The organism is Arthrobacter sp. TJ-58 (genome assembly GCF_058269295.1).
Genome location: NZ_JBZCNM010000002.1, coordinates 51,073 through 75,766 on the forward strand (window position 1 = coordinate 51,073; position 24,694 = coordinate 75,766).

Sequence of the window (24,694 nt, forward strand, 5' to 3'; positions counted from 1 at the left end):
GGCTGGTTGGGAAGGTGCGGGAAGGAAGCGCCGCTTACACGTTCTGCTTCAGTGCGGTCCGCGCCGCGCGTTCCTCGGCCGTGGTGAATACGACGTACCGGTAGGCGAAATAGCGGAAAACGTTGCCGGCAGCCACGCCCACCACGTTGCCGGAAATGTTGTCAGCAAACTGGCTGGTGAAACCAAGCAGGTAGTGGGACACGTACAGGCAGCCGGTGGCCAGGAGCAGGCCGATCAGGTTGGTCAGGGCAAAAAGCAGGGTTTCGCTGCGTACGCTCCGGCCTCTGGAGGCGCGGAACGTCAGGTACCGGCTGCCGAGCCAGGAAATCGTTGTCGCGCAGGCGACCGAGATGACTTTGGCCGTGATCGGGTGGCTGTCGAGGACGGTCGAAGCCAGCACGTTGAAGATCGTGATGTCCACGACGAATGCCACCGCGCCGACGAGGGAGAAGGATCCCAGCCGCCTAATTACTTTGCGGACGGAAGAGGTGCCATTGTTGGCCATTGAGGTGTTCCCCTGCTGAATCTGCCCGGTAGGGTGCCGGGTTCAAAGGTGATATTTTCACAACCGGGGTCGGGGCACAAAATCGGCTCAGACCGCGCCACAGGGCAGTGTGACGGTAAAGACAGTTCCCTTGCCGGCTTCGCTGCGCAGGGTGATCGTGCCGCCGTGTTCCTCGATGATTTTGCGGCTGATGGCCAGGCCCAGGCCGACGCCGGGAATGGCGGCCCTGCGGGCCGTGTCCGACCGGAAGAATTTTGTGAACACTTCGGCCTGCTCCGCTTCGGTCATTCCAATACCCGGGTCGGCCACCTCAATGACCGTGGTGGTTGCGGTGCGGCGGGCGCTGACCATGACCCGGCCTCCATCGGGCGAGTACTTCACGGCGTTGGAGAGCAGATTGTCCAGGACCTGGCTGATCCGCCGGGGGTCCACAATGTCCTCCAATGAGGCGGGGAGGTCAGTGACAATCTGTACACCGTTGATTTCTGCCCGGGGAACCGCTGAAGTGACGGCAGCCTGGATGAGTTCCGTGAGATCCGCCGGGATCAGGGCCACACCGCTGTCGCCGGTGGCCGCAGTCAGCAGGTCCGAGACGAGGGCCAGCAGTTTTTCCGAGTTGCGCATCGCCACTTGGAGGGAGGCATTGATGTGGGCAGGCAGCTCATCGGCGTCCTCCAGCGCCAAATCCAGGTAACCCATAATCGACGTCAAAGGCGTGCGCAGCTCATGGGAAACATTCGCTACAAAGTCCTCCTTCGCCCGTACCGCATCCACAAGACCGGTGACGTCGCTGAAGGCGATGACCGACCCCCTGAAGGCTCCCTGGTTCCGGACGGAACGGGCTGACACGCTCAGGCTCTGCTGCTGGTCGCCCGTTCCCAGCCAGACCAGCTGGTCGGAAAAGGACTCGCCCAGGATCGCGCGCCGGACGGGGCGCAGATCGGGGGGGAATGGGCGTCACGCGGTCAGGACCGAATATCAGCAGCTCGGATTCTTTGGGCTTCATGAGCCCCGGCGGTGTGGCACGCCTGCGGTTGTGATCCTGCCGGCTGTTGCTGAGGATGGTATTTCCTGTTTCGTCCACCACCAGCACACCCACTTCCACGGTGTTCAGGATGGTTTCCAGCAGGGGGATTCCTTGCGCCGGCTCTCCGTGAGGCTTTCCTGCAGGACCACGTCTTTGTGCCGGAGCACCTCCTGCTGGGCGGCAACCGATGCTTCTGCGCTGGCGCGTGCAGCATCCGCTTCCTCGGCTTTGCGCAGGGTGCTGACCAGCTCCTGTTCATAGAGCCGGCGTTCATAGGCGTTAAAGACGATGATTCGATCCAGGGCGGGATGGCCCGGTTCAGCGGCGGGAAAACGCCGGGCGGAAAGCAGGGACGGAATCCGGGAACCGTCCCCGGCGATCAGGTCCACTGCCAGTTCCGCCAAGGCACCGGCAGCACCCGTCTGCGGCGAAGCATGTGTCGCGTACAGGATCCGGTCACCGATGGGCAACAGTTTGAGGAAGCTGGCGCCCACGAGATCCGCGCGGGTCAGGCCCAGCCAGCTGAGGACGGTGCGGTTCGCTTCACGGATGATGCCGTGTTCGTCGGTCACCAAATATCCGGCCGGGGCATCCTGAAAAAGCGACTCATAATCCATCGGCAGGCGGGCGGAGGGGACGGCATCCATGTGCTGGGCTAAGCGGCGAGGCTAAGGTATCCGAGGATCGTGTCTGCTGTCTCCTCCGGGGCACTTACATGGGGCAGGTGTCCGGTGGCCTTCAGAACGGACAGCGTGGCTTGGGGAAGATGGCGCCGGGTGTATTCACCGACGTGCACGGGAGCCAGCAAATCATCGGTGCACTGCATGACCAGCGTCGGAACGCTGACGTCCTTAAGCAGATGGCGGACGTCGGAGAGGAACGACACCTTGGCGAATTCGCGGGCCACGGTGGGGTTGATGCGGCAGAAGCTGCCCTCAAGTTCGCTGTGCAGCCGCGGGGACCCGGGATTGCCCATGATCACCGGAGCCATGGCGGCGGCCCAGACCATGTAGTTGTTGTCCAGCGAGGCAAGGAGTTCGCGGATGTCCTCCTGGGACGTGCCACCCACGTAGCCGTCTTCCGGATAGTCCATGTAGCTGGGAGAGGACGCCAGGAACACCAGATTGCGAAACCGGGCGGGGTCCGCGGCTGCGGCGGCAACACCCATCATGCCGCCGACGCTGTGTCCCACAAAAGTGACGTCTTGGAGATCCAATTCGGCCATGATCTCCTGCACATCGGCAGTGTAACCCTCAAGGGAGGAGTACTTGGCTGACTGATATGCGTCGGGGTCCGAATTGCCGGCGCCAACATGGTCAAACAGGACTACACGATAATCCGCGGTGAACCGGGGCAGGACCCGCTGCCACATCCCCTGGTCACAGCCGAAGCCGTGCGCAAACATGATGACCGGCCCCTCCTGATTGCCCAGAACACGGACATTGTTGCGGGTGCGGATATCTGTCCCCATGGGATGACCTTGAACTTTCCTGAGACTGGCGGAGGGTATGCAGGCAAGCGCCAGGATCTGCGGCGGGCGTGCACGAACCACACTCTACAGTGATGGAGCCGACAGGCCGGGCCGGCCCCGGCGGGGGTCCGGGCGAACTCAGGTGGCCGAAAACCGGAGCTCGGCGGCGCCGCCGTTGAACGACGTCGTTCCGGCCAGGCGCATGGGACCCAGCGGTGTGGTGACGGGCAGCAGCCGGCGGCCGGCGCCCAGCGCCACCGGCATATAGGTGACCCACAGTTCGTCCAGCAGTCCGGCCTCCGCAAACTGGGCTGCCACGAGGCCGCCGCCCACAACCCAGACATTCCGGTCTCCGGCGGCGGCTGCTGCGTCTTCACAGATGCGGCGGATGTTCCCCGAAGCGAACTGCACACCGGTGTCCGGCGGAGCCTCGAGCTGTCTGCTGGTCAGCACCTGGCAGGGCAGGGTGCCGTAAGGCCAGGAATCCGGATCCTGGCTCCGTATGGAGTCATACGTGGCCGATCCCATGACCAGCGAACCTATGGTGGCCAGGAACTGGTCATAGTGGCTTTGGAACGGCTCGAAGCCGAAGGCCAGCAGCCAGTCCAGATTGGAGTCTTCGGCGGCTATAAAGCCATCCAGTGACGACGCGACGTAGTAGATGACCTTACCCATGTTCCAGAGCATAGCGACGGGTCCGGCCCTGCACACCAGCGCCGAAGCCACAGGCCTCCGGGAAGTCCCAAGTCGCCGAATTCCGGCCGGCCCAAACGTGCAATTCCCGCACCGGGGATGGAAGAGTGGGGGATACCAAGCACACTGATCATTAACGGGAGGCATGCAATGGCCGACGGAACTGAAGTGAACGGCAACCCACCGGAGGGCGAACCCCAACTGGTGGCGGACCTGGTGGTGCAGCGGCTGCAGGCGTGGGGTGTGGGCCGGATCTTCGGATACAGCGGAGACGGCATCAATCCGGTGATGGGAGCACTCCGCCGGGCCGGCGGACCGGAGTTTGTCCAGGCGCGGCATGAGGAAAACGCCGCCTTCATGGCCGTGGGACACGCGAAGTACACCGGGGAAGTGGGGGTGGTGGTTTCCACCCAGGGCCCTGGCGCCATCCACCTCCTCAACGGACTCTACGACGCGCGCATGGACTCGGTTCCCGTCGTGGCAATCATCGGGCAGCAGAGTTTGAGCGTCCTTGGATCCGCCTACATGCAGGAAGTGGATCTGATGCACCTGTTTCGGGACGTTGCCTCCGGCTTCCGCCAGCAGGTCTCCAGCCCCGAGCAGGCACCGCTGGTTATTGACCGGGCCTTTAAAGAGGCACTCGCCACCCGCACCCCGTCCGTGGTGATCCTGCCGCATGACGTACAGCAGGAACCTGCGCCGGAACTGGGCCAGGAACACGGCGTGCTCACCACGGCCCCGGTTTGGCGGCCGGCCCGCATCCTGCCCCTCCCGGAGGACGTCCAAGCCGCCGCGGATGTGCTCAACAGCGGGCAGAAGGTGGTGCTGCTGGTGGGCCAGGGCGCAAAGGGCGCCCAGGAGCAGGTGGCAGCCCTGGCTGAGAAGCTGGGTGCTGCAATTACTACCAGCCTGCTCGGCAAGCCGTACGCGGATGAATCGCTGCCCCTGGCCGCAGGGGTCATGGGCCATCTGGGCACCTCCGCCAGCGGATTCGCGCTGGCCAACGCGGACACGCTGCTGATCATCGGCTCCAATGACCCCTGGACCGAGTTCTACCCGCCGCCCGGGGCCGCCAGGGCCGTGCAGATTGACATCGATTCGGCGGCCATCGGAAACCGCTACCCGGTGGAGGTGGCCGTTACCGGTGATGCGGCCGCCAGCTTGGACGCGCTGCTGCCGCTGCTGACGGAGCGCGGCGAATCGGGCTGGCGCAACGCCGTCGAACACGCCGTCCGTTCCTGGCACGGCCTGTCCCGCGAACGGGCTTTCACGCCCGCTCATCCGGTGAACCCGGAACGCGCGTTTTACGAGCTGAGCCAGCGGATGCCCGCGGACGCGCAGGTGGCCGTGGACGTAGGCAGCAGCGTGTACTGGTACGCGCGCCAGCTGAGGCTGCCGGCGGGGGTTCCCGCGCACCTCTCCAGCACGCTGGCGAGCATGGGCTGCGCGGTTCCCTACGGCATTGCGGCCAAGCTGGCGCATCCGGACCGGCCGCTCATTGCTCTCTCCGGTGACGGAGCCATGCAGATGGCCGGGCTGACCGAACTGGTCACGGTCAGCAGGCTCTGGAAGAACTGGGAGGATCCGCGCTTCATCGTGTGCGTCCTCAATAACCGTGAACTGGCTGAGGTGACCTGGGAGCAGCGGGAGATGGAAACGGAACCCCGTTTTGCGGACAGCCAGGCGCTTCCGGATTTCAACTACGCCGGATACGCGGAACTGCTGGGATTCAAGGGCATCAGGGTGGAGGATCCGGAGCTGCTCGGGGATGCCTGGGACTCCGCGCTCGACGCCAACATGCCCTGCATTATTGAGGTGGTTTCCGACCCTGATGTGCCGCTGCTGCCGCCCTTCCCGGGCGGAAAGACGCAGGGAGCGTCAATGATGGAAGCACTGGAAAAGGAAGGTCCTCAGACGCAGCACGCCCGGGACCTTCTTTCCGTGTACCTCCGCCAGGAAGAGTCCCTGGAGGACTGATCCCGGCGGAGGTGCGGTCGCTACGGCCGGGCGCCCAGCTCCACGGCCTCCTCGTCGGTCAGGTAGGCGGATTCCGCATGGGCGGCCAGGTCGATGCCCTGCAGTTCGCTCTCTTCCGGAATGCGCAGCCCGATGGTGACTGCCAGCAGCTTGGCAATGACCCAGGTGACCACGAAGGAGTAGACGAGAACAGCCACCGAGGCCAGCGCCTGGATGCCCAGCAGCTCAAAGCCGCCGCCGTAAAACAGTCCGCTGACACCGTTGGGTGCGGCGTCGGTGGCAAACAGGCCGATCAGCAGGGTGCCCAGCAGGCCGCCGATGGCGTGAACGCCCACCACGTCGAGTGAATCGTCGTAGCCCAGCCGGTACTTCCACTCAATGGCCAGCGAACAGACAAGTCCGGCGAGCAGCCCGATGGCCAGTGCGCCCAGCGGGCTGACGGCGCCGCACGCCGGAGTGATGGCTACGAGGGCGGAGACCAGTCCGGAAGCGGCACCCAGGGAAGACGAGGTTCCCAGCCGCAGCCGGTCCATCAACATCCAGCCCAGCAGGCCTGCTGCAGCAGCCACCGCGGTGTTCAGGAAAACGACGGCGGCGGAGTTGCCGGCGCTCAGGGCCGAACCGGCATTGAATCCGTACCAGCCAACCCAGAGCAGTCCGGCGCCAAGCAGCACCAGCGGACGGCTGTGCGGTTTCCCTTGGGCATGCGGCCAGCCCTGGCTTCGCCCCAGAACCAGGGCAAGTGCCAGGGCGGCCACGCCGGCATTCATGTGCACAGCCGTGCCGCCGGCGAAGTCGATCGCCCCCAGCCGGTTGGCAATCCAGCCGCCCGTCACGGAGCCGTCCTCGCTGCTGAAGGCGAAAACCCAGTGGGCCACCGGAAAGTACACCAGCGTGGCCCAGAGGCCGGCGAACAGCATCCACGCACCGAATTTCATGCGTCCGGCGGCTGCCCCGGCCACCAGCGCCGTGGTAACGCAGGCGAACATTAGCTGGAAGGCCGCGAACAATGCCAGCGGGATCGAGTTTTCCGGGTCCTCGGCCAACAGCTGGGACAGCCCAGCGAATTCAAGGGGATTGCCCAGCAGACCTGCTCCGGACAGAGAGTTGCCGAAGGCTGCGGAGTACCCGTAAAGCACCCACAGCACTGCGACGAGGCTCGCGCTGCCAAAGCACATCAGCATCATGTTGAGGATGCGGCGCGAGCCCACCATTCCTCCATAGAAGAAGGCGATGCCGGGGATCATGAGACAGACCAGCGCGGCGCTGGCCAGCAGCCAGGCGGTGTTTCCAGAGTCCATGGAGATGCTCCATTCGGGGTGGCCGGCCAACGGGCCGGAAGCGGCGGTTGGAAACCGTACCCTTCCCAGAGTGGGCGCCCCGTATTACATCCAGGTTTCCCGGCAGGTTATGCCTGTGTTAACAGCTGCTGGAAGCTTGCTGGAGGTTTCCTAATAGGCACGCGGCAGGCCGCGGCCGAAGGAAAAGGCCCGCACCACTTCCACAACGCCCAGCACCACCAGGGCAACGCCGCCAAAAACAACAAGGGCGGCAAGGGAACTAACCGGCAAAAACAACACCACCACGCCGGCAATGATGCTGATAATTCCATAGGCGATGGCATACCAGCGTGATCCGCCGCTCTCCACCTCGGTCAGGGACATGATGCCCTCCACAATCCAGGCGATTCCAATGAAGAGGGCCAGAACGGTCAGGGAAGCGAGCGGATTGCGGATGGCCGCCACCCCGGCGATGAAGAGCAGAAGGCCGACGAGGATGTTGAGCACCCGCAGGCCGCCGAGCAGCGGAGTAACGAGCCCGGTCACGACGCGCACCGCGCCGGACACAAGGAAATAGAGGCCAAACAGGACGGCAATCACGTCCAGGGTGGCTTCGGGCCAAAACAGTACAAGTGCGCCCAGGACCACCGAGAGGACGCCGGTGAGAACCATCCCCCCGCGGATGCCCCGGACCACCTTGTGGGTGAGTTCACTGACGTCCAGGTTCAACCCGCCCAACCCAAAAGTGCTTCCTGACATGGACATTTGGAACCTCCCACAGAGTCGGATCAGCGGAACCGCAGCTGAAGAAATTATCCGGCCGCGGGTGCTTCGATCTCTAGGGCAGGCTCCCCCCGGCGGCCTTGGAACGGGCAGACGGCGGTGTCCGGGTCCGGTGCGGGCAGTGCGGGCAGCGGATCCGGCTCAGTCTCCGGTGGTCCCGTCCAGCAGCTCGCGCAGGATGTCCAGGTGCCCGCAGTGCCTGCCGGTCTCCTCGATCATGTGCACGAGGACCCAGCGTACGTTCTGCGTGCCGTCGCCTCCGCGGCAGCGGTCTTCCAAGCCGTACTGTTCCAGCACCCCGCGGGATTCCCGGCAGGCAGCCTCATAATCCGCCACGATCTCCGCCAGGCTCTCTCCGTCAGCCACGCGGAACTCGGCGTCGGGATCCTCGGCCGTCCAGCGGGCCTGAACGTCCTGCTGACCGTCCATCCGGTTCCGAAACCAAAAACGCTCCACGTCGGTCAGGTGCCGGATCAGCCCCGACACGGTGGTGAGCGAGGGAAGCAGCCGCTTGGCGGCGTCGGCATCGCTGAGTCCGGAGGCCTTCATCACCACTGTGGCGCGCAAGTAGTCCAGGAAAGCGGTCAGCGTCTGAGCTTCGCCGGCGGCCTCGGGCGGTTCTGTGCGGGAATCCACTGCGGTGTCATTGGTCATCGGCCCAATCTAATCCATCCTCCCCGGCCCTCCGGAACCCGTTGCGGCGAGCCGGGAGAGGTGCTCCCTGATCATTTGCGCAACGGCTTCGTGCCCGGCTTGGTTGGGATGGAAGGGCAGCGGGCCGCCTTCCACGGGGACGAATCCGCCCACGGTCCAGGGATCCTCCGACCCGGCGTAGTGGTCCAGGCTGGCCTTGGCCACGCGCACCACGGAACACCCCGTGGCGTTGGCTCCGGCTTCGGTGGCGAGCGCCAGATGCACGGCCAGTTCCCGGCCCGCGGCGGCGGAGGCGGGCTTCATGCCGGCCACGCGGATGCGCGGATCCGGAGGCAGCACGGTCAGGTACTCCACAAACAGGACGACGGCGCGCGGGGAACGCCGCCGGATGAGCTGCCCGACGGACGCCATGGCAGCCGGCAGCAGCGCCAGCCGCCGGTTTTGGACGGCCGGGGTGAGGCCCTTGAGCATTTCCAGGGTGGGCAGGTGCTTGAGCCGCGCCAGCGGGGACAAACCGGCCGCCATCAGCGAGGCTGCGTACCCGATGTCGTTGCCGCCGATGGTGACGGTCACCAGATCGGTGTCCGCGCTGAGGGAGTCCGCCTGGGGCGGCTGCCCGTACTGCGAGCGCCACAGCACGTCCGCCGTGGTGGCCCCGGAGCTGGTGGCGTCTTGCAGGGACATCTGCAGTTGTCCGGCCAGCAGGTGGGCATAGTTGGCGTCTGTGCGGCCGGCCTCCGGAGGGCTTCCCGGAACCGGATGACCCAGGCCGGGAGCAGCAGCGAAGGAACTGCCCAAAGCAACGTACCGGGCTCCGCTCCAGTCGGGTGCGCCGGGTGTGCCGGATGTCCGGGCTGCAGCGTTGGGCTGTTGTGCTGCTGTGCTCATGGGTTCCTGCCTTCGGTGGGAGGGGGCTCAGTCACGGAGTATTCAGGAACTGCCGGATTTCGGCATCAGTGGTCTGATCAAAGTTCTCGTAGGCCTGTCCCACGGCGCTGAGGCCGATGCCCTGCCAGGGGATCACGACGTCGTCGGCCAGGCCAGCCGCTGTTTCCGCACCCGGGCCGCAGCTGACGGGAGCCGCGGCCACCAGCCAGGCCGGGTTCTGCTCGCGGAGTCCCAGCAGCGCGGCTCGCATGGTGGCGCCGGTGGCCAGCCCGTCATCCACCACCACCACCGACCGGCCGGCTGCGTTCAGGGGTTCGCGCCCCATGCGGTACAGCTTGTCCCGGCGGATCAGTTCGAGCTGCTGGATGGATGCGGCGTTGCGGAACGCCGCCTCCGCCGCTCCCGGATCGTCATTGCCGGCGGCGTCAAGGGACCGCTGCCAGTCCGCCAGGACGGCGTCATTGCGCACAGTGGTAACGGTCCCCGCAAGCCAGGCCAGCGCACCGGCAGCCAGTTCCGGCTGCAGGGGAAAGCCCACTTTCCGAACGGCCACCACGTCCAGCGGTGCCCGCAGCACCTCCGCCACGGCGGCGGCCACCGGAACGCCGCCGCGGGGAAGCCCCACCACCAACAGGTTCGGCGCGCCAAAATAGGGGCTGAGCTGCAGGCCGAGCTTCTGCCCGGCGTCCAGCCTGTCCCGGTAACCCCGGGATGGTGCCATGGCTCCTCCTTGGCGGGGGCTGGTTTCTTGTCACGGTAGGTGTGACCGGGACCGGTGGCAAGGTGCCCGGGCGTGATCCGTGTTCCGCATTGCCAAAGGCCGCAGTGCCATAGCAGGGTAGGCGTGGAAAGGTGGACCCATGACTCCCACAGCTTTGATCACCGGCGCAACATCCGGCATCGGCGCAGAATTTGCCCGCCAGCTCGCAAACCGCGGCTACAACTTGGTCCTGACGGCCCGCAATGAGGAACGGCTGAAGGAATCGGCCGGACTGCTCGCCGGTGAATACGCGGTGCAGACGGAGTACATTGCGGCGGATTTGGCCGACCCGGAGGGCGTGGAGCGGGTTAGCCGGAGACTGGAAAAACCGGACATCACCATGCTGGTCAACAACGCCGGCTACGGGCTGAAGAACAACTTTGAACGCAATGACCTCTCCGCGGAAATGGACCACCTCAACGTCCTGGTAGCCGCGCCGCTGCAGCTGAGCCACACCGCGCTGAACACCATGCTCTCCCGGATGGAGCAGCCCGGCGGACACATCATCAATGTTGCTTCAGTGGCCGGATTCATCCCCCGCGGCACGTACAGTGCAGCCAAGTCCTGGGTCATTACCTTCAGCCGCTGGGCGAACATTCAGTACAGCGGCCGGGGCGTGCATGTGACGGCCCTGTGCCCCGGGTTCGTCCACACAGAGTTCCACCAGCGCATGGACATGGATAAAACGGTGTACCCCGGCTGGATGTGGCTCGACGCCGAGCGCGTGGTCCGTGAAGGACTGGCGGATGCTTTCGCCGGCAAGGGCGTTTCCATTCCCAGCAAGCGGTACAAGGTTTTGGCCTGGATCGGTGCCCGGGCGCCGCAGCCCCTCGTGGCCCGCATTGCCGGCCGCGGCCGGTAAGCCGCTGCGGAACACCGCGTCATCAAACTGGCACCCCCGGTGCCGGCCGCTTAGGGTGGTGCCCCATGACGCGCATCACATCCCCCAGCTCTGCTTACCTCAACCAGCTCGACGCCGAAACCGGGCGCCGGATGGAAACCGCACAGAGTCCGGTCTCCGATTTCGCCGGGGCACCTGCAGAGCTTGCCGGTCAGGTGGAAGCGCGGGTGGATGCGCTTGCCGCCGATCTCAACGACGTTGTCCACACCCTGCACGGGGACCCGGAAACAGCTTACGAGGAGCACCGGAGCGCGGCGTTCCTCGTGGACCTGCTGCGCCGCCACGGCATTAAGGCGGAGCTGGGAGCACACGGATTGCCCACGGCCATTCGGGCGGAAATCGGAGCGGAAGACAGGTCTGCAGAAGTCAGCGGCGCGGCAGGCGCGGCTGACAATGTTCCGTCCATCGCCATCCTCAGTGAATACGACGCCCTCCCCGAGGTGGGCCATGCCTGCGGGCACAACGTCATTGCGGCTACGGGAGTCGGAGCGTTTATTGCCCTGGCCCAGACGGTCGCCGAGAACCCGGATGCGTTCCCCGGCCGGGTCGTGTTCCTGGGCACGCCCGCGGAGGAGGGACACTCCGGCAAGGAAGTCCTGGCCCGCAACGGGGCCTTTGACGGCGTGGATGCCGCCATCATGGTCCATCCCTACGCAATGGACCTGGCTGAGCAGGTTTGGCTGGGACGCCGGCTGCTGACCGTCACCTTTTCCGGCGTCGCCGCCCATGCTTCCGCGCAGCCGTTCATGGGCAGGAACGCTCTGGATGCCGCATCGCTGGCGTACACCGCCATCGGCCTGCTGCGCCAGCAGCTGCCGCCGGTGGACCGCGTCCATGCCATCATCACCGAGGGCGGCCAGCGCCCCAGCGTGATTCCGGAAAAGGCTGTGCTGAAGCTCTACGCACGCTCCAAGTACCCGGACACCTTGAAGGACCTGAGCGCCCGGCTGGAGGATGTTGCCCGCGGTGCCGCCCTGATGACCGGCACCGGCGTGTCCATCGACTGGGATGAGCATCCGCCGTCGCTGCCGGTGCGCACCAACGCGGCGCTGACCGGACGGTGGGTTCGCGCCCAGCAGCGGCGCGGGCGCAGTCCGCTGCCGGCCGGCGTCGTATCGGAAACCATTGCCGCCTCCACGGACTTCGGCAATGTCAGCTACCGAATCCCGGGAATTCATCCGCTGATCGGCATTGCACCGGCGGACGTGGCGCTGCACACCCGGGCCTTCGCGGACGCCGCCGGATCAGCCGCCGCGGAATCCGGTGCGCTGGACGGTGCCGCAGGCCTGGCCCTGACCGCCCTGGACTACCTTTGCGACCCGGAGCTGCGCGCTGCGGCGGCCCGGGAGTTCGCTGCTGCCGGCGGTCCCGTTGATGTTGCCCGTTACTTTGACTGACAGGAAATGAGACCGGCATGACCACAACTCCAGCTGCCCCCGTCAGTTTCCGCCGCAGCCTTTCCGACCGCCTCCTGGGCGGCGTGGAACGTGTTGGCAACAAACTGCCGGACCCGTTTATGCTCTTTTTGATCCTCTTCCTTGTTGTGGCGGTGGTTTCCACCGCCATGGCCTGGGCCAACGTTGCGGTCACCGTGCCCGGAGCAACAGAGGAAACCGTGATCAAAGGTTTCTTCACCGCCGAGGGGCTGAGCTGGTTCACCACCACCCTGGGCGCAAACTATCTCGGTTTCCCGCCGCTGGCCACGGTGCTGCCGATCCTGCTGGCCGTGGGCGTTGCGGAGAAATCCGGGCTGCTTTCGGCCCTGATCCGCAAGGCCTTCGGTTCCGCGCCGCGCTGGGCACTGCCCTACGCCGTCGGCTTTGTAGGCGTCACCGGATCCATCATGTCCGACGCCGCATTTGTGGTGATTCCTCCGCTGGCCGCCCTGGTTTTCAAGGCCGCGGGACGCCATCCGGTGGCCGGGCTGCTGGGCGGTTTCGCAGCCGCCGGTGCCGGATACTCCACCTCCCTGCTGATCACCAGCCTGGACGCCCTCTTTTCCGGCATTACGACGGCGGTCACCCAGTCACTGCCCAACCCGGGCTCCCCGGTGAACCCGCTGTCCAACTACTTCTTCAATATCGCGTCCTCGCTCGTGCTGATCGTGTTGGCCGGATTCATCATTGACAGGATCCTGGAACCCCGCCTCCGCCGGCAGGGCGTCCCCACCGAGGAAACGGCCGGAGAGGACGGCGAGGACACCCATGCGGTTCCGGAAGCGCTGTCCTCCGTCCTGACTCCGGCGGAGCGCCGGGGCGTGCTGTGGGCTGTGGTTGCAGGCGCGGCCGTCGCCGCCGTCATCCTGGTGGGCGCACTGCTGCCGGATTCGCCCTGGCGCAATGAGGACGGCGGTTACCTGCCCAAGTCGCCGCTGCTGAGCTCCATCGTCTTCATTGTCTTCATCATGTTCACCGTGCCCGGCCTGGTGTACGGCAAGCTCACCGGCACCATCGCCGGCGGCAAGGACGTTCCCCGGGTGATGGGAGCCTCGCTCAAGGACATGAGCGGATTTCTGGTGCTGGCGTTCATCCTGGGGCAGTTCATTGCCCTGTTCAACTGGTCCGGCATCGGCAACTGGCTGGCCGTCGCCGGCGCCTCCGGCCTGGAATCCATTGGGCTGACCGGATACCCGGCAATTATCGGCTTCATCCTGCTGGCCTCGGTGCTGAACCTGTTCATCATTTCCGGCTCGGCCATGTGGACCCTGATGGCCTCGGTGTTTGTGCCGATGTTTGCACTCCTGGGCTTTGAACCGGCATTCATCCAGGGTGCCTTCCGGGTGGGTGACTCGGCGACCCAGATCCTGACCCCGCTGAACCCGTACATGATTGTGCTGCTGACGATGCTCCGCAAATATGAGCCGCAGGCCGGGCTCGGCACGGTTATTGCGCGGATGCTCCCCTTCACGGTGCTTTTCTGGCTGGCGTGGGTGGCCGTCCTGACCGTGTTCTACGTTCTCGGCCTGCCCATGGGTCCCGGCAACGGAATATACATCGACGGTTAGGCGCTGCATCACATCAAGTGCTGATACCGCCAAGGAACAGTGTCCGGCCGTCCAAGAGGAACAGAGGAACGCGATGAGCTCCACCAGCCCCAAAATCTACGCCCTGCATGAGAACCCCGAATGGTTTCCGCCTTTTGCCCGGGCTTTTGAAGCCGAAGGCGTGGAAGTGGAGGAGTGGCTGCTGACCGACGGCGTCCTGGACCTGGACTCGGTGCCGCCGGAAGGCATTTTCTGGTCCCGCATCAGCGCCTCGTCCCACACCCGGGAGCACGGACTGTCCAAGGACTACGCCCGGGCGGTGCTGTCCTGGCTTGAAGCCCACGGCCGGCGGACCGTCAACGGGCGGCGGATCCTGGAACTGGAAATGAGCAAGGTGGACCAGCTCACTGCCCTGCGCGCCGCCGGCATCGATACGCCGCGCACCGTTGCCGCGATTGGCCGCGACGCGATCCTGGCCGCGGCCAAAGAATTCCCGACCCCGTTCATCACCAAGCACAACCAGGGCGGCAAGGGACTGGGCGTGCGGAAGTTCGAGTCCCACGGCGAGCTCGCCGAGTACGTGGCCGGTCCCGATTTTGAGGAACCCGCCGACGGCATCACCCTGATCCAGGAGTTCATTGTCTCCGCCGAGCCCTTTATCACCCGGGTGGAGATTGTGGGCGGAGAGTTTATTTACGCGATCAAAGCGGACACTGCCCGCGGCGGATTCCAGCTCTGCCCGGCGGATGCCTGCGCCATTGATCCTTCCACCGGCAAGCCGATCATGCCTCCGGGTGCAACCATCGCCCCGGACGAAGATACGCAGCTGTTCAGCCTGCGGGAGGACTTCGACCACCCGATCATCGGCAAATACCTGGAGTTCGCCCGGCGCACCGGGCTGGAGGTCTGCGGGATTGAGTTCATGGAAACGGCTGACGGGCGCATCCTCACATATGACGTGAACACCAACACCAATTACAACGCGGCAGTCGAAGCAGCAGCTCCGCGTTCAGCTCCCCGCGCCCTGGCCCGCTACCTCAAGCAGCTCTGAGTTCAACGAGCTCTGAGGCGGGCGACGGCCGGGCGGCGGGCCAGTGGCACAGGACAAGAAATTTATCCACAGGCGCGGCCCGTCGCTATAGTCAGAATTAATCAAACTGAAGGAGCTTCCTCAATGACTGCCGCCCAGGAACCGATGTGGGTTAAGAACTATCAGCCCGGCGTTCCGGCAACCATTGAATTGCCCACCGAGTCCCTGACCGCCATGGTGGAGGACGCCGTCGTCCGCTTTGGCCCCAAGGTGGCGCTGGAATTCTTTGGTGCCGAAACCACCTACGCTCAGCTGGGAGACCAGATAAACCGCGCAGCGGAGGGTCTGCGGAGGCTGGGTGTGCGCCGCGGACACCGCGTTGCGATCGTGCTGCCGAACTGCCCGCAGTACCTTATCGCGTTCTACGCGGTGCTGCGGCTGGGGGCGGTCGTCGTCGGCCACAACCCGCTGTACACGGAGCGCGAACTGCGCCACCAGTTTGAAAACCACGGCGCGCAGGTGGCCATTATCTGGGACAAGGCCGCGGAAAAGATTCAGGACTTCCCGGACGACATTGCCGTGAAGACGGTCATTGCCGTGGATATCACCAAGGCGATGCCGCGGCTCAAGCGCATGGCGCTGAGGCTTCCGCTGCCCTCGCTCCGCCGCACCCGGGCAGGGCTGACCGCCAAGACCGAAAACACCATGTCCTGGGAAAAGCTGCTCTCGTCCGGACCGATCGACAGCGCCCATCCCCGTCCCTCGGTGCGGGACCTGGCCGCGCTGCAGTACACATCCGGAACCACGGGCATCCCCAAGGGGGTCATGCTGACCCACTACAACCTGCGCTCCAACGCCCTGCAGGGCAAGGCCTGGATGCACGGTGCCCAGGAGGGGAAGGAAGTCATTTACGGCGTGCTGCCGATGTTCCATGCCTTTGGCCTGACCCTGTACCTGACCTTCTCCGTCCTGACCGGGTCGCGGCTGGTGCTGTTCCCCAAGTTCGACGTGGACCTGGTGCTGGATGCCGCCAAGAAGTCCAAGCCCACAGTGTTCTGCGCTGTTCCGCCGATCTACGAAAAGACGGCGCTGGAATCGAAGAAGCGGGGCGTTGACCTCTCCACCATCCGCTTTGCAATCTCCGGTGCCATGACGCTGCCGGCGAAGACCGTGAAGCTCTGGGAAGAGGTTTCCGGCGGTCTGCTGGTGGAGGGCTACGGCCTCACCGAGTCTTCTCCGGTCGCCCTGGGCAACCCCTTTGCTGACACCCGGCGCAACGGGACCATCGGTGTTCCCTTCCCGAGCACCGAAATGCGCGTGGCCGACCCCGAACACCCGGAGAATGATGTTCCGCAGGGCACCCCGGGCGAACTGCTGATCCGCGGCCCGCAGGTGTTCTCCGGCTATTGGAACAACACGGAGGACACCGAGCAGGTTCTGCTCGACGGCGGCTGGCTGCGCACCGGCGACATTGTCACCGTGGACGACGACGGGTTCGTGAAGGTGGTGGACCGCCGGAAGGAACTGATCATCACCGGCGGGTTCAACGTCTCGCCCACCGAGGTGGAGGAAGTGCTGCGCAGCAACCAGGCCATTGCCGACGTTGCCGTGGTGGGACTGCCCCGGGCCGACGGCGGCGAGCAGGTCGTGGCTGCCGTGGTCCTCACCGAGGGTGCCGAACTGGACGAAGCAGCCCTCCGGGCCTGGAGCCGGGAGCGGTTGACTCCGTATAAAGTTCCCCGCCGCATCGTGGCCATCGATGAACTGCCCAAGTCCCTGCTGGGCAAGGTGCTTCGCCGCGAAGTGCGCGAGCTGCTGACCGAATCGAAGTAGCTCTCCGGCTGCACTACCTATTGACGGTGTGTTCGCGTTGGGTTGGAATGGTAAGCAGGCTTGGGATTCCGGGCCTGTTTACCATACGAGCCGCCCAACAGGGTCCTCACGAGGCTCATCCGGATTTTGGAGCGCAGTCGGAAGGCCGATCAGGTCCTGATCCCTTCACCGTTCGCCCGACGACCTGCCGGTCAATCTCCGGACCTACGTGAATAAGCACCGGACAACGGTGAAGTTCGCAGCTGAAGGAGAACAGCATGATCAGCAATCAGCAAGTTGAAGGTCTTATGGCCGGCTCAGGCAACGTCCTGGGACCCAACGGAGACAAGATCGGTGCCGTCGGAACGTTCTACCTGGATGACCAGACCAACGAACCCGCCTGGGTCACGGTCAACACCGGCCTGTTCGGCAGCAGCGAGTCCTTTGTTCCGCTCAGCGAAGCAACGGTGGAGGGCGTGGATGTCCTCGTTCCGTATTCCAAGGAAGAGATCAAAAACTCTCCGCAGGTTGAGTCCGATGGCTCCATCAGCCCGGAAGAGGAAGTGACGCTTTACCGCTACTACGGATTCTCGTACGACGACGGAAGCACCGACGCTGACACCACCAGCATGAGCACCGGAACAATGACGGACACGCGTTCGGGCGTCGGATCAGGTGCCGACTCGGATTTCAGCGATGAGAGCGACATCAGCCGTTCCGGATTCTCGTCGGACGCCACCGTTGGGCGGGACACTTCAGGGCCCACCACCGATGACGCCATGACCCGTTCGGAAGAGCAGCTGGATGTGGGGACCCAGTCCCGCGTTACCGGCAAGGCCCGGCTGCGCAAGTACGTCGTCACGGAAACGGTGACCACTCAGGTTCCGGTCAGCCATGAAGAGGTTCGGATCGAGAGGGAACCGATCACCGACGCCAATGTCGATTCGGCAATGTCCGGACCGGAGATCAGCGAAGAAGAGCATGAAGTGACGCTTCACGCCGAGGAACCCGTTGTGAACAAGAAGACGGTTCCTGTGGAGCGGGTGCGGATGGACACGGAAACAGTCACGGATACGGAAAGCGTCTCCGAGGAAGTCCGCAAAGAGAAGATCGAAACCGATGACGGCATCCGCAGGTCCGATTCAACCGACGGACACCACGGATCAGGCGGGCACCGCGGTTCCGACAAGTAACTAAAAGCTCGTCATGGGCAGGGCCCCGGCTTCGGCTGGGGCCCTGCTTTGTCACAAGCATGTCCTTTGGGCTAGAGGACGGCCACCTGCCGTGCCGTGCGTTCCAGCACCTCCCGGCAGGCCAGGACGGCGGGCCGGTTTGCTCCGGCCCGCCGCACGGAAGTGAAGATGCTTCGCCGCGGGGTGCCCTCCAGATCCAGCAGCTGCACGCTTGGCTCGCGTCCGGTCCACACGAGGTCCGGCATCAGCGCCACGGCGTTCCCTGATTCGATCAGCCGGATCTGGGCCTGCAGATCAGCCGTTTCAAAGCGTACATCCGGTTCAAACCCCGCCCGCCGGCAGGCTTGCTCCGCCCAGTGCCGGGAGGCGGCACCCCTTGGTTCCATGACCCATGGCAGCTCTGCGGTGTCCGCCAAAGACTGCACCGGAGGGAGACCTTCATGGGGAACGGCAAGCCGGATTGCATCGGATGTCAGGTGCATCCGGTCCAGCTCGGCGTGCCGAACCGCTGAGTGTCCCGGGTATTGCTCGGCAATCACCAGATCGAAGTCCCGCGCCCAGGTTTCATAGAGCGCCGTCTCGGGTTCGCGCTGCACCATCTCCACCCGCAGCTCCGGATGTTCGCGCCGCAGGGTCCGCAGTGCTCCCGGCAACAGGGCCAGGGCCGCCGACTGGAACACGGCCACGCGGATGGATCCGGTGACCGAGGTCAGCGAAGAGGCCAGCTCCGCTTCAGCCCGTTCCAGCGATTCGAGGATGTCCGTGGCGTGGGCCGCCAGGATCTCGGCCTGCGGCGTCAGCTGCACTCCCCGCCCCGTTTTACGCAGCAGCTCCACACCCACTGCCTTTTCCAGGAGCCCCAGCTGCTGGGACACTGCGGACGGGCTCAGCCCCTGCGCCTCGGCCACGGCTGCCAGGGTTCCCCGAACTTTCACCTCCCGCAGAAGGGTCATGCGGCGCACATCGAGCACTGGTTCCACCTCCAAGCGGATTGATTAGTAAAACTAACCTATACCGGTTAGAAAACGTACCTTTGCCTAATGGTAGATAGTGCGGATACTTAGAGGAATACCCACCCGCTGCACGTCGAAATGAGCACCACGCATGAGCAATACCGTCGCCGAACCCACCACGGGATCGGACACCCCCCAGGACCTCGCTGCCGACGCCGTGACGCTCGTGCGCCGCTGGCTTTCCGAGGCTGAAAGCGTTCCCGTTGACGCCTCGGCCGCACAGCTGGCAGGGGTGCTGAAAGATCCCGCCGGACTGGACTTCACCGTGGGATTCGTCGACGGCGTCATCCGCCCTGAAGACCTCCGCGTGGCCGGCCGGAACCTCGCCGCCCTCGCACCCCGCGTGCCGGGCTTCCTGCCCTGGTACATGCGCTCCGCCGTCCGCCTGGGCGGAGTCATGGCGCCGGTGCTGCCCCACGTTGTCATCCCTGTCGCCCGCAAGGTGCTGCGCCGCATGGTCGGACACCTGATCGTTGACGCCACCGACGCCCGCCTCGGCAAGGCCATTGCCGGGATCCGCAAGGATGACATCCGGCTGAACATGAACCTCCTGGGCGAAGCGGTGCTCGGCGAACGCGAAGCCGCCCGCCGCCTCGAAGGCACCCACGAACTCCTGGCCCGAGACGACGTCGACTACGTCTCCATCAAGGTTTCCTCCACCGTCTCGCCCCACTCGCACTGGGCGTTCGATGAAGCCGTTGAGCATGTGGTGGAAAAGCTCACCCCGCTCTACCGCCGGGCCGCGTCCTCCGCGCAGAAGAAATTCATCAACCTGGACATGGAGGAATACAAGGACCTGGAGATGACCATGGCGGTCTTCACCAAGCTCCTGTCCATGCCCGAATTCAAGGACCTGGAAGCCGGCATTGTGCTCCAGGCCTACCTCCCCGATGCCCTCTCGGCCATGATGCGGCTGCAGGAATTCGCTGCCGCCCGCCGGGCGGACGGCGGAGCGCCCATCAAGGTCCGCGTCGTCAAGGGCGCCAACCTGCCCATGGAACAGGTGGAGTCATCCCTGCACGGCTGGCCGCTGGCCACCTGCGGCACCAAGGCGGAGACGGACACCAACTACAAGCGGGTCATCAACTACGCCCTGCACCCGGAGCGGGTCGCCAACGTGCGCATCGGCGTGGCAGGGCACAACCTCTTCGACGTCGCCTTCGCCTGGCTGCTCGCCCAGCAGCGCGGCGTGACCGGCGGCATCGAATTCGAGATGCTGCTCGGTATGGCCACGGGCCAGGCCGAGGTGGTCAAGCGCGACGTCGGATCGCTCCTGCTCTACACGCCGGTGGTCCACCCGGCGGAGTTCGACGTCGCCATCGCCTACCTGATCCGCCGCCTCGAAGAGGGCGCCAGCTCAGAGAACTTCATGTCCGCCGTTTTTGAGCTCAGCGAAAACGAAGCCCTCTTCGAGCGGGAGAAGCTGCGCTTCCTCAGCTCGCTGGAAAACCTGGATGACCTGGTTCCCGCCCCGAACCGCACCCAGGACCGCAGCCAGCCCCGCCCCGCCGTATCCAGCGGCGCCGATGCCGTGAACCAGGGCTTCACCAACACTCCGGACACCGATCCGTCGCTGCAGGCGAACCAGGCCTGGGGCCGCTCCATCCTGACCCGCGTCGAGGAATCCCCCCTGGGCAAGGCAGCCGTGGCTGATGCCCGGGTCGCCGACGAAGAAGCGCTCTCCGCCGTCATCGAAACAGCGGTCTCGGCCAGCAAGGGCTGGGCCGCCCTCAGCGGTGCCGACCGCGCCGAAATCCTGCACCGTGCGGGATCCGTCCTCGAAGATCACCGCGCGGACCTGATGGAGGTCATGGCTGCCGAAACCGGCAAGACCCTGGACCAGTCCGATCCCGAGGTTTCCGAAGCCATCGACTTTGCGCACTACTATGCAGAGCGCGCCAAGGACCTGGAAAACATCGACGGCGCCCGCTTCGTCCCGGCCCGGCTCACCGTGGTCACCCCGCCGTGGAACTTCCCGGTAGCCATTCCGGCCGGTTCCACCCTGGCTGCCTTGGCCGCCGGTTCCTCCGTGATCATCAAGCCCGCCCGCCAGTCCGCGCGCAGCGGAGCCGTCATGGTGGAAGCGCTCTGGGAAGCCGGCGTTCCCCGCGACGTCCTGCAGATGGTGCAGCTGGGCGAGCGCGAACTCGGCCGTCAGCTCATCTCGGATCCGTCCGTCGACCGGGTCATCCTCACCGGCGGTTATGAGACGGCAGAACTGTTCCGTTCCTTCCGCACCGACCTGCCGCTGTTGGCGGAAACGTCCGGCAAGAACGCCATCATCGTCACGCCCAGCGCCGACTTTGACCTGGCGGCCCGTGACGTCGTTGCCTCCGCCTTTGGCCATGCCGGCCAGAAGTGCTCGGCAGCCTCCCTGGTCATCCTCGTGGGCTCGGTGGCCAAGTCCCCGCGCTTCCGCAACCAGCTCGTGGACGCCGTCCAGTCCCTGAAGGTCGGCTACCCGGTGGATGCCGTGACGCAGATGGGTCCGGTCATTGAACCGGCTGAAGGCAAACTGCTGCGCGGACTGACGGTGCTGGGCGAAGGCGAGTCCTGGCTCATTGAACCGAAGCAGCTCGACGACTCCGGCCGTCTCTGGAGCCCGGGCGTGCGCACCGGTGTCCGTCCCGGTTCCGAGTACCACCTCACCGAGTACTTCGGTCCCATCCTCGGCGTGATGACTGCTGACACCCTCGAAGAAGCCATCGCACTGCAGAACCAGATTGAATACGGACTGACCTCCGGACTGCATTCACTGGATCCGGCGGAAATGGATCTCTGGCTGGAGAACATCTCCGCGGGCAACCTGTACGTCAACCGCGGCATCACCGGCGCCATTGTCCAGCGCCAGCCCTTCGGCGGCTGGAAGAAGTCCGCAGTGGGAACCGGAACCAAAGCCGGCGGCCCCAACTACCTCATGGGCCTGGGAGAGTGGGAGCCCGCAGCGGCCACCTCGACCGGAGCTCCGGTCCGCCATCAGGGCGCCGCAAAGCTGCTGGCCACCGCAGTTTCCGGCAGCTTTGCCGCCGACGCCGGATTCCTGCAGCGGGCGCTGAGCAGCGACGCCGCGGCCTGGGCCGACGAGTTTGGTACGGCCAAGGACGTCTCCGAGCTGAGCGCCGAACGCAACGTCTTCCGGTACCGGCCGCTGCCGGTCACCATCCGGCTGTCCGAAAACCAGCCAATCGATGCGCTGGTCCGGGTTGCCGCTGCCGGGCTTTTGGCCGGATCCGCGCTCCGCGTCTCCACCGGCGTCGAACTCCCGCTGGCACTGCGCGCTGTCCTGACGGAACAGGGAATCCCGGTGACCGAGGAGAACGACGCCGACTGGCTGGCCTCCGCTGCAACGTTTGACCCGGCGGTTTCCGGAACACGGATCCGGCTGATCGGCTCGGATGCCTCGGCGCTGGCGACAGCCCTTGGCGGGCGGCCGGACGTGGCCGTCTACGCGAACCCGGTGACCGAAGCCGGACGCGTGGAGCTCCTGCCGTTCCTGCATGAGCAGGCCGTCAGCATCACGGCTCACCGCTTCGGAACGCCGAACCACTTGTCGGACGCCCTGATCTAACCTCCACTCCCCGGGTACGGAAATTCCGGGAACAAAGACGGCGCCGGGTCTATCCCGGCGCCGTCTTTTGTTGTTAAGTTGTGCCCATGGAACTGATTTACGAGTAGGTGCACCCCGCGCCGATCTGCCGGATTGCTGCTGCACTTTTGCTGCACCGGCGCTCCGCGGCGCCGCGTCACCACTTCTATCGCTGACACCATCCCCGTATCGCCCGGGTAGGCCAGCCATGATCAGCGCAGTTCCCGGCCGGTACCTGAAGAGTCCGGAGATTAACCATGGCATCATCCCAAAAGAACAGATCCGTATCATTGCCGGCAGTTGTGCCGGGAATGGCCCACCCCACTGTGCCGGCGGCGACGGGCAACCTTGCTCCCGCCGCGGCGGCCAAACTTGGCACGGAAAGCGCCGGCAAAACCGGTGCCGGTGCAGCCGGGACGGCCCTTCCCGGATGGCAGAGCATGGGCAAAGACCATAAGCCCACGCACAGCTTCGGCAAACAGGGCCGGAGGGAGAAAAAGGTCCGCTGGTAGCAGCGGATAAATCATCATTCCACTACGGCACAGGGGCCCGGGCAATAACCCGGGCCCCTGTGCACGCCAAGGTGCGCAGTGCCATGATGGACAGCCTCAGCTCCGGACACCCGCCGGAACCCCACATCGGCAAGCCCGGGAGGCACCATGCTGCTCAACAACAAGAATGCCGTGATCTACGGCGGCGGCGGAGCCATTGGCGGAGCAGTCGCCCGTGCCTTTGCCGGGGAGGGCGCCCGCGTGTTTTTGGCCGGGCGGCACCCGGAACCGCTGCAGGCGGTCGCCGAGGACATTGCCTCCAACGGCGGCCTGGCGGAAACAGCTGTGCTGGATGCCACCAACGGCCGGGCCGTGGATGAACACGCTGACGACGTCGCATCATCGGCCGGGAGCCTGGACATCTCCGTGAACGTCATCCAGCACGGCGATGTGCAGGGCTCACCGATGGTGGACATGTACGTGGAGGATTATCTGCGGCCGGTGGCCACCGCTGTGCAGACCATGTTCCTGACCGCGCGGGCGGCGGCGCGTCACATGATGCAGCAGAAGTCTGGGGTGATCCTTGCTTTTGGCGGTTCCGGCAACCCGGAGCCGGGGCTCTATCTGGGCGGGCTCCTCACGGCCTTCGAAGCCATGGAAGCCATGCGGCGACAACTTGCGGTGGAATTGGGGCCGTACGGCATCAGAGTCGTGACGCTGCGCAGCGGCGGAATTCCCGAATCCCTCCCGCCTGAAATGATCGGACGGGAGGACATCGCCAACAGCATTAAAGACGCCACGCTGCTGCGCCGGGCGGCAACCCTGAAGGAGGTGGGAAACGCGGCAGCGTTTGCGGCCTCGGACCGGGCCACCAGCATGACTGCCGCCACCTTGAACATCAGCGCCGGGGCCTTGATGGACCGCTAGCGGCCTGCGCCGCCCGGAATCTTCCAGATACTGAAGTCCTCAACGCTGACTGCGGTGCGGGTTCCTTCATCTTCTTCGCGGATCCAGATGGTGCCCAGCCCGGGAGCGGTGTCCCGGACCTCACCGCGGTAATAGATATGGCTGCCGCTGCGCACTTCAACGTGGTCACCGCGGCGGATGGAGCGAATGTTGCGGACCCGCTTGGAACGGGTGGCCGGGGAATATCGCGGCGTGCTGACTGGTGGCACGGGGCCTCTTTCTCTAGACTAGTTATGTCAACCAAGCAGCTGCGGAAAATATTCCCTCACCGGCATGGGCGTTTTCGCCTGCAGCCCTGACGCGCCCAGTTACGCGTCTGTACGATCGGGGACATGGATATCGTGGATTTCCTTCTGACGCGCTTTCAGGACGACGCCGGGGAGTCCCGAAAGCTCCTGACTACAAGGGGTGTTACCCCGTCCGACCGGTGGTACGAGGAACGGCTGCTGCGCGAGTGCGAGGCGAAGCTGATGCTGATCGAGATCATCGGCGGGGCCCGGCGCAATGCCCTGGCCCGCATGCTGCTTGATCCCGAGGGGCAAGGCAAACAGTTCGCGGATGAGTTGGAGTGGACAACATTGGCGCTGGCGTCCATGGCGGCTGCATACCAGGACCACCCTGATTATCAGGACAGCTGGCGCCTCACCGGCAAACGAAGCTAAGGCGGCTTAGTACCATTGG

At 65.1% G+C, this 24,694-nt stretch carries 23 protein-coding genes; 11 read left to right on the plus strand and 12 right to left on the minus strand.

The window, feature by feature from the left end; translation table 11 throughout:
* Positions 1–34: 34 nt before the first annotated feature.
* The 5 genes from AC4D2W_RS06400 to AC4D2W_RS06420 form a co-directional block, all read right to left on the minus strand.
* Positions 35–505, minus strand: coding sequence for a GtrA family protein (locus AC4D2W_RS06400; protein WP_490926089.1), 471 nt, complete (start codon positions 503–505; stop codon positions 35–37).
* Between the two features lie 87 nt (positions 506–592).
* Positions 593–1,354, minus strand: a complete 762-nt coding sequence (locus AC4D2W_RS06405) for a sensor histidine kinase (RefSeq protein ID WP_490926090.1) — start codon at positions 1,352–1,354, stop codon at positions 593–595.
* Positions 1,355–1,615: 261 nt separating this feature from the next.
* Entirely contained in the window at positions 1,616–2,179 is a 564-nt protein-coding gene (locus tag AC4D2W_RS06410; protein WP_490926092.1) for a PAS domain-containing protein, read from the minus strand.
* Positions 2,180–2,187: 8 nt separating this feature from the next.
* Entirely contained in the window at positions 2,188–3,003 is an 816-nt protein-coding gene (locus tag AC4D2W_RS06415; protein ID WP_490926093.1) for an alpha/beta fold hydrolase, read from the minus strand.
* A 138-nt stretch (positions 3,004–3,141) separates the two neighbouring features.
* A complete protein-coding gene (locus tag AC4D2W_RS06420) occupies positions 3,142–3,678 on the minus strand; it encodes a dihydrofolate reductase family protein (protein ID WP_490926094.1) in 537 nt (178 codons plus the stop codon).
* A gap of 168 nt (positions 3,679–3,846) precedes the next feature.
* Between AC4D2W_RS06420 and AC4D2W_RS06425 the strand changes: the two genes are divergently transcribed.
* On the plus strand, positions 3,847–5,673 hold the full coding sequence (locus tag AC4D2W_RS06425) for a thiamine pyrophosphate-requiring protein (RefSeq protein WP_490926095.1): 1,827 nt from the start codon (positions 3,847–3,849) through the stop codon (positions 5,671–5,673).
* Between the two features lie 20 nt (positions 5,674–5,693).
* Here the strand turns inward: AC4D2W_RS06425 and AC4D2W_RS06430 are convergent, their stop codons facing one another.
* The 5 genes from AC4D2W_RS06430 to AC4D2W_RS06450 all read right to left on the minus strand — a co-directional run bounded on the left by AC4D2W_RS06430 (position 5,694) and on the right by AC4D2W_RS06450 (position 9,999).
* Positions 5,694–6,974: an ammonium transporter gene (locus AC4D2W_RS06430; RefSeq protein ID WP_490926096.1), complete on the minus strand. Its 1,281-nt coding sequence runs from the start codon at positions 6,972–6,974 to the stop codon at positions 5,694–5,696.
* A gap of 150 nt (positions 6,975–7,124) precedes the next feature.
* On the minus strand, positions 7,125–7,712 hold the full coding sequence (locus AC4D2W_RS06435) for an HdeD family acid-resistance protein (RefSeq protein WP_490926097.1): 588 nt from the start codon (positions 7,710–7,712) through the stop codon (positions 7,125–7,127).
* 165 nt (positions 7,713–7,877) lie between these two features.
* Complete coding sequence (locus tag AC4D2W_RS06440) at positions 7,878–8,390, minus strand: DinB family protein (RefSeq protein ID WP_490926098.1); 513 nt, start codon at positions 8,388–8,390, stop codon at positions 7,878–7,880.
* A gap of 9 nt (positions 8,391–8,399) precedes the next feature.
* Positions 8,400–9,278: an SGNH/GDSL hydrolase family protein gene (locus tag AC4D2W_RS06445; RefSeq protein ID WP_490926099.1), complete on the minus strand. Its 879-nt coding sequence runs from the start codon at positions 9,276–9,278 to the stop codon at positions 8,400–8,402.
* A gap of 31 nt (positions 9,279–9,309) precedes the next feature.
* On the minus strand, positions 9,310–9,999 hold the full coding sequence (locus tag AC4D2W_RS06450; RefSeq protein WP_490926100.1) for a phosphoribosyltransferase: 690 nt from the start codon (positions 9,997–9,999) through the stop codon (positions 9,310–9,312).
* A 139-nt stretch (positions 10,000–10,138) separates the two neighbouring features.
* On the opposite strand from AC4D2W_RS06450, the gene AC4D2W_RS06455 reads away from it, so the two are divergent.
* The 6 genes from AC4D2W_RS06455 to AC4D2W_RS06480 all read left to right on the plus strand — a co-directional run bounded on the left by AC4D2W_RS06455 (position 10,139) and on the right by AC4D2W_RS06480 (position 17,957).
* Entirely contained in the window at positions 10,139–10,900 is a 762-nt protein-coding gene (locus AC4D2W_RS06455) for an SDR family NAD(P)-dependent oxidoreductase (protein ID WP_490926101.1), read from the plus strand.
* 65 nt (positions 10,901–10,965) lie between these two features.
* Complete coding sequence (locus tag AC4D2W_RS06460; RefSeq protein WP_490926102.1) at positions 10,966–12,336, plus strand: M20 family metallopeptidase; 1,371 nt, start codon at positions 10,966–10,968, stop codon at positions 12,334–12,336.
* A 17-nt stretch (positions 12,337–12,353) separates the two neighbouring features.
* Positions 12,354–13,943 (plus strand): AbgT family transporter, encoded by a 1,590-nt coding sequence (locus AC4D2W_RS06465; protein WP_490926103.1) that lies wholly within the window; start codon positions 12,354–12,356, stop codon positions 13,941–13,943.
* Positions 13,944–14,016: 73 nt separating this feature from the next.
* Positions 14,017–14,973: an ATP-grasp domain-containing protein gene (locus AC4D2W_RS06470; protein WP_490926104.1), complete on the plus strand. Its 957-nt coding sequence runs from the start codon at positions 14,017–14,019 to the stop codon at positions 14,971–14,973.
* Positions 14,974–15,069: 96 nt separating this feature from the next.
* Positions 15,070–16,785, plus strand: coding sequence for a long-chain-fatty-acid--CoA ligase (locus tag AC4D2W_RS06475; RefSeq protein WP_490926803.1), 1,716 nt, complete (start codon positions 15,070–15,072; stop codon positions 16,783–16,785).
* A 257-nt stretch (positions 16,786–17,042) separates the two neighbouring features.
* Entirely contained in the window at positions 17,043–17,957 is a 915-nt protein-coding gene (locus AC4D2W_RS06480; protein ID WP_490926105.1) for a YsnF/AvaK domain-containing protein, read from the plus strand.
* A 71-nt stretch (positions 17,958–18,028) separates the two neighbouring features.
* On the opposite strand, the gene AC4D2W_RS06485 is transcribed toward AC4D2W_RS06480, so the two are convergent.
* Entirely contained in the window at positions 18,029–18,928 is a 900-nt protein-coding gene (locus tag AC4D2W_RS06485; RefSeq protein WP_490926804.1) for a LysR family transcriptional regulator, read from the minus strand.
* Positions 18,929–19,061: 133 nt separating this feature from the next.
* Here AC4D2W_RS06485 and AC4D2W_RS06490 point away from each other — a divergent pair, with 133 nt between their 5' ends.
* The 3 genes from AC4D2W_RS06490 (at position 19,062) to AC4D2W_RS06500 (ending at position 23,974) form a co-directional block, all read left to right on the plus strand.
* Positions 19,062–22,538 (plus strand): proline dehydrogenase family protein, encoded by a 3,477-nt coding sequence (locus AC4D2W_RS06490; protein WP_490926106.1) that lies wholly within the window; start codon positions 19,062–19,064, stop codon positions 22,536–22,538.
* Positions 22,539–22,813: 275 nt separating this feature from the next.
* Positions 22,814–23,068 carry a hypothetical protein gene (locus AC4D2W_RS06495; protein WP_490926107.1) on the plus strand — a complete coding sequence of 85 codons (255 nt, stop codon included), beginning with the start codon at positions 22,814–22,816 and terminating at the stop codon, positions 23,066–23,068.
* Between the two features lie 147 nt (positions 23,069–23,215).
* A complete protein-coding gene (locus AC4D2W_RS06500; RefSeq protein ID WP_490926108.1) occupies positions 23,216–23,974 on the plus strand; it encodes an SDR family NAD(P)-dependent oxidoreductase in 759 nt (252 codons plus the stop codon).
* On the opposite strand, the gene AC4D2W_RS06505 is transcribed toward AC4D2W_RS06500, so the two are convergent.
* A complete protein-coding gene (locus AC4D2W_RS06505) occupies positions 23,971–24,222 on the minus strand; it encodes a hypothetical protein (RefSeq protein WP_490926109.1) in 252 nt (83 codons plus the stop codon). The two genes, AC4D2W_RS06500 and AC4D2W_RS06505, sit on opposite strands and share 4 nt — an antisense overlap.
* Before the next feature lie 123 nt (positions 24,223–24,345).
* Between AC4D2W_RS06505 and AC4D2W_RS06510 the strand changes: the two genes are divergently transcribed.
* Positions 24,346–24,675: a DUF6221 family protein gene (locus tag AC4D2W_RS06510; protein ID WP_490926110.1), complete on the plus strand. Its 330-nt coding sequence runs from the start codon at positions 24,346–24,348 to the stop codon at positions 24,673–24,675.
* Positions 24,676–24,694 lie beyond the last annotated feature (19 nt).

What these genes read in the sequence shown, in the direction of transcription:
- AC4D2W_RS06460 (WP_490926102.1), top strand. Translation starts at nt 10,966, where the DNA reads ATGACGCGCATCACATCCCCCAGCTCTGCTTACCTCAACCAGCTCGAC.
- AC4D2W_RS06450 (WP_490926100.1), bottom strand. Translation starts at nt 9,999, where the DNA reads ATGGCACCATCCCGGGGTTACCGGGACAGGCTGGACGCCGGGCAGAAG.
- AC4D2W_RS06470 (WP_490926104.1), top strand. Translation starts at nt 14,017, where the DNA reads ATGAGCTCCACCAGCCCCAAAATCTACGCCCTGCATGAGAACCCCGAA.
- AC4D2W_RS06435 (WP_490926097.1), bottom strand. Translation starts at nt 7,712, where the DNA reads ATGTCAGGAAGCACTTTTGGGTTGGGCGGGTTGAACCTGGACGTCAGT.
- AC4D2W_RS06440 (WP_490926098.1), bottom strand. Translation starts at nt 8,390, where the DNA reads ATGACCAATGACACCGCAGTGGATTCCCGCACAGAACCGCCCGAGGCC.
- AC4D2W_RS06480 (WP_490926105.1), top strand. Translation starts at nt 17,043, where the DNA reads ATGATCAGCAATCAGCAAGTTGAAGGTCTTATGGCCGGCTCAGGCAAC.
- AC4D2W_RS06400 (WP_490926089.1), bottom strand. Translation starts at nt 505, where the DNA reads ATGGCCAACAATGGCACCTCTTCCGTCCGCAAAGTAATTAGGCGGCTG.
- AC4D2W_RS06420 (WP_490926094.1), bottom strand. Translation starts at nt 3,678, where the DNA reads ATGGGTAAGGTCATCTACTACGTCGCGTCGTCACTGGATGGCTTTATA.
- AC4D2W_RS06425 (WP_490926095.1), top strand. Translation starts at nt 3,847, where the DNA reads ATGGCCGACGGAACTGAAGTGAACGGCAACCCACCGGAGGGCGAACCC.
- AC4D2W_RS06465 (WP_490926103.1), top strand. Translation starts at nt 12,354, where the DNA reads ATGACCACAACTCCAGCTGCCCCCGTCAGTTTCCGCCGCAGCCTTTCC.
- AC4D2W_RS06430 (WP_490926096.1), bottom strand. Translation starts at nt 6,974, where the DNA reads ATGGACTCTGGAAACACCGCCTGGCTGCTGGCCAGCGCCGCGCTGGTC.
- AC4D2W_RS06455 (WP_490926101.1), top strand. Translation starts at nt 10,139, where the DNA reads ATGACTCCCACAGCTTTGATCACCGGCGCAACATCCGGCATCGGCGCA.
- AC4D2W_RS06500 (WP_490926108.1), top strand. Translation starts at nt 23,216, where the DNA reads ATGCTGCTCAACAACAAGAATGCCGTGATCTACGGCGGCGGCGGAGCC.
- AC4D2W_RS06445 (WP_490926099.1), bottom strand. Translation starts at nt 9,278, where the DNA reads ATGAGCACAGCAGCACAACAGCCCAACGCTGCAGCCCGGACATCCGGC.
- AC4D2W_RS06490 (WP_490926106.1), top strand. Translation starts at nt 19,062, where the DNA reads ATGAGCAATACCGTCGCCGAACCCACCACGGGATCGGACACCCCCCAG.
- AC4D2W_RS06510 (WP_490926110.1), top strand. Translation starts at nt 24,346, where the DNA reads ATGGATATCGTGGATTTCCTTCTGACGCGCTTTCAGGACGACGCCGGG.
- AC4D2W_RS06415 (WP_490926093.1), bottom strand. Translation starts at nt 3,003, where the DNA reads ATGGGGACAGATATCCGCACCCGCAACAATGTCCGTGTTCTGGGCAAT.
- AC4D2W_RS06410 (WP_490926092.1), bottom strand. Translation starts at nt 2,179, where the DNA reads ATGGATGCCGTCCCCTCCGCCCGCCTGCCGATGGATTATGAGTCGCTT.
- AC4D2W_RS06495 (WP_490926107.1), top strand. Translation starts at nt 22,814, where the DNA reads ATGGCATCATCCCAAAAGAACAGATCCGTATCATTGCCGGCAGTTGTG.